At 62.7% G+C, this 8,271-nt stretch carries 6 protein-coding genes and 1 pseudogene; all 7 read left to right on the top strand.

The features are described from left to right. The first annotated feature begins 319 nt into the window (after window positions 1-319). The 7 genes and pseudogenes from ACZ7GZ_RS41335 to ACZ7GZ_RS41305 all read left to right on the top strand — a co-directional run bounded on the left by ACZ7GZ_RS41335 (window position 320) and on the right by ACZ7GZ_RS41305 (window position 8,195). Window positions 320-1,038: pseudogene (locus ACZ7GZ_RS41335) on the top strand (IS6 family transposase). 478 nt (window positions 1,039-1,516) lie between these two features. Further along, window positions 1,517-1,576 carry a DUF5988 family protein gene (locus tag ACZ7GZ_RS41330; RefSeq protein ID WP_360099458.1) on the top strand — a complete coding sequence of 20 codons (60 nt, stop codon included), beginning with the start codon at window positions 1,517-1,519 and terminating at the stop codon, window positions 1,574-1,576. A gap of 707 nt (window positions 1,577-2,283) precedes the next feature. Continuing rightward, complete coding sequence (locus tag ACZ7GZ_RS41325) at window positions 2,284-3,777, top strand: hypothetical protein (protein WP_471032781.1); 1,494 nt, start codon at window positions 2,284-2,286, stop codon at window positions 3,775-3,777. A 1-nt stretch (window position 3,778) separates the two neighbouring features. Further along, complete coding sequence (locus ACZ7GZ_RS41320) at window positions 3,779-5,062, top strand: hydroxymethylglutaryl-CoA reductase (protein WP_471032779.1); 1,284 nt, start codon at window positions 3,779-3,781, stop codon at window positions 5,060-5,062. 77 nt (window positions 5,063-5,139) lie between these two features. Next, entirely contained in the window at window positions 5,140-5,970 is an 831-nt protein-coding gene (locus ACZ7GZ_RS41315; protein WP_471032778.1) for an enoyl-CoA hydratase/isomerase family protein, read from the top strand. Beyond that, window positions 5,967-7,706, top strand: coding sequence for an AMP-binding protein (locus tag ACZ7GZ_RS41310; RefSeq protein WP_471032776.1), 1,740 nt, complete (start codon window positions 5,967-5,969; stop codon window positions 7,704-7,706). The genes ACZ7GZ_RS41315 and ACZ7GZ_RS41310 overlap by 4 nt, the downstream gene beginning before the upstream one ends. A gap of 93 nt (window positions 7,707-7,799) precedes the next feature. Beyond that, complete coding sequence (locus ACZ7GZ_RS41305) at window positions 7,800-8,195, top strand: hypothetical protein (protein ID WP_471032774.1); 396 nt, start codon at window positions 7,800-7,802, stop codon at window positions 8,193-8,195. Window positions 8,196-8,271: the final 76 nt, after the last annotated feature.

Genomic DNA, 8,271 nt, shown 5'->3' with positions numbered 1-8,271 from the left:
TGCGGGAAGAACTCAGGGAGCTGGAGGCCGGGGCAAGACACTGTCGCGCTGTCGGGTACGTCGGTGGGGCAGGCCGGTGACCTGTTTCCAGAAGGTGAAGCGTTCGGTCGGTTGCTGTCAAGCTGCTGTTGCAGCAGGTGAGTTGAGGCGTGCGTGGGTGTGGGGTGTGCCGGTGTCAGACATCCACTGGGCGCGCGGCGGTGACTTCGGTGATCGTTTTCCAGGTGGTGAAGCGGTGGGTCAGGTCGGCTCGGGGAGCTGTCACGTTGTCGGTGGGAGAGATGATCTTCTGGTTGGGGCCTGTCGGGAGGGCTGGTTCATGTCGGTTGCAGCGCCGTCGTACCGGAATCACCTCTACCCGGCGGAGATCATCGCGCACTGTGTGTGGCTGTATCACCGGTTCCCGCTGAGCTTCCGCGAGGTCGAGGAGCTCATGCTGGAACGGGGAGTGATCGTCTCCTGCGAGACGGTGCGTCGCTGGTGCGTGAAGTTCGGGCAGGCCTACGCCAACGGACTGCGCCGGCGCCGCCCGCGGCCGGGTGACACATGGCATCTCGACGAGGTGTTCTCAGGATCGACGGGGTGCAGAAGTATCTATGGCGGGCCGTCGACCAGGATGGCAACGTCCTGGACATCCTGGTCCAGAACCGGCGGGACAAGGCCGCGGCCAGATGTTTCTTCCGCCGGCTCCTCAAAAAGACCGGGCAGGTCCCCCGCGTGGTCGTCACCGACAAGCTGAAGCCGTACGGTGCGGCGCACCGGGAGGTGATGCGGTCGGTGGAGCACCGCTCGCACAAGGGCTTGAACAACCGGGCGGAGAACTCCCACCAGCCGACCCGGCAGCGGGAACGCGCGATGAAAGGATTCCGCACCGTCGGTTCGGCGCAGCGGTTCCTGTCCGCGTTCACCGGGATCTCACCCCACTTCCGGCCCCACCGTCACCTCATGACCGCCGGCCACTACCGCTTCGAGATGCTCATCCGCTTCACCGTCTGGAACCACATCACCGGGGCCGCCGGCCTGCCCGCCACGGCCTGAACCACCGGCCACCGCAGGCCCCACCCCGCACTGACACACCGTCACAAGCCACACCCCCGACAACGTGACAACACCTGCAGAGAAGCAAAGCGGCTCACAACTTCACGAAGTTACCCCCTGTGCATGCAGTTCAACCCCCGTTCGATATTCTTGTGAGCGTCAGTCGGGTGTTTACTCTCCGAGTGTCCCCCTGGCGTCGCATCTCTGTTCAATGAGATGTCCGTGTTGTGTGGGTCAGCGGAAGGCGCTGGCGACAAAGTGTTGAGTTTGTGGGCGGCTAGAAATAGCGAACGAAGCGCAACTTGAGGTGGGTTATGCCTGAGCTGTCACCGATGAGCACCATGCTTGTGGAACTGGTAGAAGTACCTGACACCTTGGGGAAGCGAGCACACGTTCCAGCGGACACCACTTTGGACCGAGTGGAAATCACGCGCCTGAAGGGTCGCGAACATTTCGAGTTTCTGGACAATATGCAGATATTGACGGTCAATCCGTGCCAGTCTTCAGGTGGATCTATAGGACGAAGATTGCCGAGTAGTCCGTCGCCGCGTACTGGTGGTGGTCACGGCAAATCACTCGGGTCGGGGATAAGCCCAGGCCGAGCGCATAGCCTCGGTCATCTTGGTCCACTGCGCAGTGTTGAAAGTGCAGCGTTCGATCTTACTGCAGGATCCGAACCTTGAAATGGACCCTGTTTCTACGATCGGGACGAACCCTGCAGGCTTCTCCCCCTATTCGCTGACAGGATGTATTTCAGTAGGGCTCCCGTCTGGATTAACAATGGCCACCAAAGCACGGCATGGGTTTTCGCACCCTCTTTACCGAGATGCGCCATGGACGCGAGGAGCAACTGTGAGGCGAAGGGCCGATACGTGGGGCCAATGGCCTTGCACAGACTCCACAGGGTGTTGATGGCGTGTCGTGACGTGACGGAGGTTCCCTCCGATCGCTTCGCTGCTGAAAAGTGGGCCACTGGCTGCCACACCGCGCTCGAAGGCCACCCACCGATCAGCCGCGTGAACAACGCTTCAGGTCAATAAATTTAGATCACCCAGGATGGGCGCTTTGCTTCAGGCTTACCTAAATGCAGACGGGTGGCTGTTAGATCATTCTTGTGAGACCGACTGGCTTTTGCGTGTGCGGAAGCCACCGGTCATTGGATAGACAGGCCATGCCTGTCCTGCCCTTCGTGCACCGCAGTTGGCGCAGCGGGGACTCAGCTACGAGATGTAAGGTAGATTTGAGATGAACAATGCAAGGGCGGCCGTTCGCGAAGCCGCGGTGGGCATTAGCGCAATGGCCTGCTATCTGCCGCGGCTCCATGTAGATCTGGGGCGCTGGTGCGAGTGGACCGGTCAAGACTGGGGCAAGGTCGGGGCGGTAACCGGGCACGGTTTCCGCATGTGCGGGCCGCACGAGGATGTGTACACCATGGCTGCTAATGCGGTGCTACGGCTGATCATCGACAATCAGCTAGACGCGCGCCGCATCGGCTTTCTGGCGCTGGGCACCGAGTCGAGTACTGACAATGCGGTTGGGGCGGTCACGGTCCTTGGCATGGTGGACCGTGAGTTGCGGCGCCGCGGATGGTCTGGCTTCGCACGCGACGTGGAAGTACCGGAGTTCAAGCAGGCCTGCTTGGGCGGGTTGTATGCACTGTGTGGTGCTGCCCGCTATGTGCTGTGCGATCCCAGTGAGCGGCAGGCGGTGGTTGTGGCAGCCGACATCGCCGAGTACGAGCGGGGCAGTTCCGGGGAGCAGACGCAGGGTGCCGGTGCCGTCGCGATGCTGGTGGAGTGCTCCCCGTCGTTGCTGGCTCTTGACCTGGCCAATGCCGTCGCAGCCTCCGCCTACCGCGGTCCTGACTTTCGCAAGCCGACCAAACGCCACTACCTCGGGGGCTATGCGCCGCTCACAGAACGTCCCAGTGATTTCCCAGTGTTCAGCGGCAGGTACTCGACTACGGCGTATCTCGACGAGGTCGCCCATGCTGTCGAAGCACTCTGGAGCCGGCTCGGCGTTGAGCCCAGTGCTCACCTAAGCGGACTGCGAGCGCTCTTCCTTCATCGCCCGTATCGCCACATGCCGATTCGGGCCAGTTCGTTTCTCTACGTACGCGCGCTCGCCGCGTCCCCCTCGGGGCAGGCTGAGTTGGAGCGGCTGTGCCTGGCTTGCGGCGCCAAGCCAGGCGACGTGCTCGAGGAACTCGTTTCGGAACCTGATCTTCACGCGGCGATCCTCGCCGGTGAGCCCTGCCCTGACCCGTATCCCGCCACCACCATGGTGAGCGCGCATCTGCGTGGCCAGCCGGCCTTTCGGGAGTTCACCGAGGAAAAGCTGAGCTTGGGTAGCGGCCTGCTGGACGAAGTGGGCAATCTCTACTCGGCATCTCTTCCCGCAGCTTTGGCGGCAGGGCTGGAAACTGCGGTCGAGTCCGGTGAAGAGCTCCTGGACGCACCGATGCTCGCCATCGGCTATGGCAGTGGGGATGCGGCGCTCGCGCTGCCCTTCACAGCTGTGGCGGGATGGCAGGACGCGGCACGCAGGATCGGGTTCGCTCAAGCCCTGCAGTACCCCGTGAGCCTGGATCGTGAGCAGTACGAAGCCCTACACGACCGTGGGGAGGTACCCGGTCTGCTCCTTCATCCGTTGGACCAGTTTGTGATCGACCGGATTGGTACCGAGCTGAGGCGTGATTTCCAGGACCTTGCCGTCGCCTACTACGCCTATGAGTACTGAGATGGGCACTGACTCCGCGAGGCCGCAGAGTGCACTGTCGCCCAACGCCGCATGGGAGACGGCCGACTGGATCGATAAGGCATCGCGCGGTGAGCGCAAACTGCACCAGGTGCCGCCCGGCATGGCCGCGGACGAGGCCGCGCGGCTGAGGCGTGGCGCGCTGGAACGATGGCGGCAGGTTAGCCTGGACCACATCGGCCGCCACTCCATGCCCTTGGAGAAAGCACGCTGTGAGAACCTGATTGGTGCGATCCAAGTACCGGTGGGTGTGGCGGGACCACTGATCCTCCGCGGCCAATATGTAAACGACGATGAGGTGTTCGTTCCCCTCGCGACCACCGAGGGCGCCCTGGTAGCGAGCATCGGACGCGGTTGCCGAGCGTTGAATGAGGCTGGGGGGGCAACGGTTCGGGTGAACGACATCGGCATCACTCGAGCTCCGCTGTTTTGCACGTCCGGCATCGAAGAGAGCCTGCGCCTAATCGCCTGGGTTTCTGACCATGAAGATGACCTGAGAATGGCGGCCGAGCAGACCAGTGCTCGGCTGCGACTTGTCGAGGTGCGGCCGCAGGCCGTGGGCAGCTCAGTCTATCTTCGCTTCCGTTTCACCACAGGTGACGCGATGGGCATGAACCTGGCCACGGTGGCGTGCGAGCGGATCGTCCGTGACCTCATCGAGCCAGCGACCGGTGCGCGTTGCCTGGCGCTTTCCGGCAACTACTGCACGGACAAAAAGCCTGCCTCGGTGAACCTGCTCGAAGGCCGCGGCAAACGAATCTTCGCTGAGGCGATTCTAGATCCCGTCGTGCTCGCCGGAGTCCTCAAGACCGATATGCAGCAGCTCTGTGAGGTGAATTACCGGAAGAACCTGCTGGGCTCGGCGATGGCGGGCACCCTGGGCGGCTTCAATGCCCACTACGCCAACATGGTGGCCGCACTCTTCATTGCCACCGGCCAGGACGTGGCCCAGGTCGCCGAAGCGTGTCAGGGAATCACCTGCGTCGAGCCACGTAACGGTGGAGTCTACGTCTCGGTCTTCCTGCCCGATGTTCCTGTGGCGACCGTCGGCGGCGGCACGGTACTCCCCACACAGCGTGAGGCATTGGGTCTACTCGGCATCGATGAAAACTCATCGAAATCGATGGGGCACGGAGCGATGCGACTGGCTGAAGTCCTCGGCGGCGTAGTCCTGGCCGGGGAGCTCTCCTTGCTTGCTGCGCTGGCATCAGGAGCACTCGCTGCTGCCCACCAGCGCCTGGGCCGACCGGTCACGCCAAACCCGTAGATGACCCGTCTGGGCACCCGTTGCGCTGCGTGCTCGGCTGGGCGGGACCCATACACGAGGCATCAAGGAGAATAACATTGGCAGTTGAGCTGACAGTTCAGGACTCCATCGCCGACATCGTTCTGAACCGGCCTGACAAGCGGAACGCGATGACACAGGCCATGTACCAGCAACTGGCTGACGCCTTTGCATACGTGCGCGACGACGAAGCCATTCGCGTCGCCGTCCTGCGAGGGTCCACGCCCGAGGCATTCTGTGCTGGCGCCGACTTAACCGAGGCTGCCCCTGGTCTTACTGAAGGCCATTTCGATATCTCAGAATGGGACGGCGCCCACCTGAAGAACATGAACCTATTCAAACCCGTCATCGCCGCAGTCGATGGCTACTGCCTGGGCGGCGGTCTTGAGATCATGCTCGGCACGGACATCCGCATCGCTGCAAGCACCGCTGTCTTTGGGCTGCCCGAAGCAGGCGTCGGCTTGGTCCCGGCAGGCGGTACCCTCACCCGACTCGTACGCCAGATACCCTACGCCCACGCAATGGACCTGCTGCTCACTGGCCGCCGTATCGATGCCGCCGAAGCCTACGCGATCGGGTTGATCAGCACGGTCGTCGATCCTGCCGACTTGGTTGCTACCGCGCACAATAAGGCTGCGGCTCTAGCGCAGCTCAGCCAGCAGTCGCTGCGCGTCATTAAGGAGTCGGTGCTACGCCTGAGTGATTTGCCGCTATCCGCCGCACTGCATGCTGAAGCGGTATACGGGCAGAAAGCGTTCCTCGGTAAAGAGGCAGCTGAGGGCCTAGCGGCATTCTCCGAGAATCGCCCGCCGAACTTCGGGACGCCGTCGCCCGGCCGATGGGCCCCTGCGTTACGTCAAGGCGCCGGAACAGAAATGAAGAACTCATGACAACATCGTGTTTTGCCGAATGCAATCAGGCCAGCCGTGAGGTGGGCCCCCTACATCCCCCACTGCTGACGCACACCATCGGTGAGGACCTCGATCGCACCGCAGCCCGCTATCCGGATCGCGACGCACTCGTGGAGTGCTGGAGCGGACGGCGCTGGACCTACCATGAGCTACAAGCCGACATCAACGCGGTGGCCCTCAGTCTGCTGGCCATGGGCGTGTCGCATGGCGACCGAGTTGGATTGTGGGCGCCTAACTGTGCGGAATGGGTTCTCATCCAGTACGCGACCGCCAAGATCGGCGCGATACTCACCCCTATCAACCCTGCCTACCGTCTCCCGGAACTACGCCATGTGCTCAAGCAATCCGGCATCAGCACCGTCATCGCCTCCGCCGAATATAAGGGCACCAACTACCTGGAACTCCTCGGCAAGGTACAGCCGGACTGCTCCGATCTGAAGCGCACGCTAATCATCAACAGCTCGGACTGGCACGCCCTGCTGCGGCAAGGCCGCCACAGCGACCCGCGAGCACTGACTCGGGCCCAGCAAGCGTGCTCGGCCTCCAACCCGGTCACCATCCAATACACCTCGGGCACCGCCGCCGCCCCCAAAGGCGCGACGCTGTCACATCACAACATCCTCAACAACGCGTACTTCGTGGGAGCGGCACTCGCCTACACCGACCGAGACCGACTCTGCCTGCCCGTGCCCCTCTTCCACTGCTTCGGCATGGTACTTGGCACGCTGGCCTGCACCATCCGTGGCGCCTGCATCGTGCTCCCCGCCCCGGCCTTCAACGCCGCAGCCACACTTCAGGCAATCGAGCAGGAACGCTGCACCGCAGTCTACGGCGTCCCTACTATGTTCCTCGCCGAGCTCTCCGCACTAGACCTCGACACTTACCACCTGTCGACCCTGCGCACCGGCATCATGGCCGGCTCGCCCTGCCCGAAAACCCTCCTCGAAGAAGTGGCGCAGCGCATGGGCATCTCCGAGCTGACCACCTCGTTTGGCCTGACCGAAACGTCCCCCACAGCGGTCCAGTGCCGCGCCACCGACCCGCTAGACCAGCGACTCACCACTGCCGGACCCCCGCTTCCCCATACCGAAATCAAGGTTGCCGACCCCGATACCGGGCACACCCAGCCCCGCGGCACGCCCGGCGAAATCTGTATCCGCGGCTACCTCGTGATGCAGGGTTACTGGAACGACCCCGGCCAAACGGCAAACGCCGTGGATAACGAAGGCTGGATGCACTCCGGCGATCTCGGCACTATGGACCGGCACGGCTGCATCACCATCACCGGACGAATCACCGACATGATCATCCGCGGCGGGGAAAACATCTCCCCACGAGAAATCGAAGACGTCCTGCGCGCCCATCCGGACATCCAGGACGTCGCCGTCATCGGAATTCCCCACCCTCGCTTAGGGGAAGATCTCATGGCATGGATCCAGCCCTACCCAGGCGCCGATCCCCCACCCCCTGACACGCTGCGCAAATACTGCGCGAATAAACTGGCCCACTACAAAATTCCCCATGAAATACGCTTCGTCGACGCGCTGCCCACCACGGCAACAGGAAAGATCCGCAAAACGGAACTACGCGACGCCGCGCGCACGTTAGGCCCCTGTGCCGATGGCCCGCGTAACGGAACGACGCCCGGATCAGGTGAAGCCGCCAGGAATCAATTGACTCCGAACCAGGGAACGAGTTCACAAAGTTGCACATAATGTCAGGTATTGAAGTGGAGCCTGTCTTCCCTGTGGCCTGACCGATGAACTTTACTGAAGACTGAAGCCTAGCAGGAAGTTCGAACCAGCACCGTGCCTGCCTTCGCAAATACGCCGAACACAAGCAACACAGCCAGCCCGTTCAGCCCCCTGGATCTCCTGCCGACCACGCTGATCGTGGAGCGCGTCCGGCGACGCCACGAGGAAATCAACCACATGGTCGAGATCGGCTACCCGATCAGCGAGATCGCCCGCCGTCTCAGCATCGCCCGCAAGACAGCCCGCCGCTACCGCGACACCGATCTCGACGTTCTCCTCGCCTCCGCCCGCGACCGCCGGAACGTGTCCCTGGACCAGTTCAAGCCCTACTTGCAAGCCGAGTTCGCCGCCGGTCGCACCAACGCCGCGGATCTGTTCCAGCAGATGTGCGAACAGGGCTTTCAGGGCGGCTACTCGACGATCTTCCGCTACGAGCCTTTTCAACGGTGAGCCTCCAGGGTGAGGATGGCCTTTGTGGTTGACGTGAGTGCGTTCGGGCTGAGTCTGGCCTTGCGGAGGATCCGCC

The organism is Streptomyces sp. NPDC037288, from assembly GCF_055603265.1.
This window is presented reverse-complemented; position numbering and strand designations above follow the sequence as displayed.

Coding starts and splice junctions, on each gene's coding strand:
- ACZ7GZ_RS41325 (WP_471032781.1), top strand. CDS start 2,284: ATGAACAATGCAAGGGCGGCCGTTCGCGAAGCCGCGGTGGGCATTAGC.
- ACZ7GZ_RS41320 (WP_471032779.1), top strand. CDS start 3,779: ATGGGCACTGACTCCGCGAGGCCGCAGAGTGCACTGTCGCCCAACGCC.
- ACZ7GZ_RS41310 (WP_471032776.1), top strand. CDS start 5,967: ATGACAACATCGTGTTTTGCCGAATGCAATCAGGCCAGCCGTGAGGTG.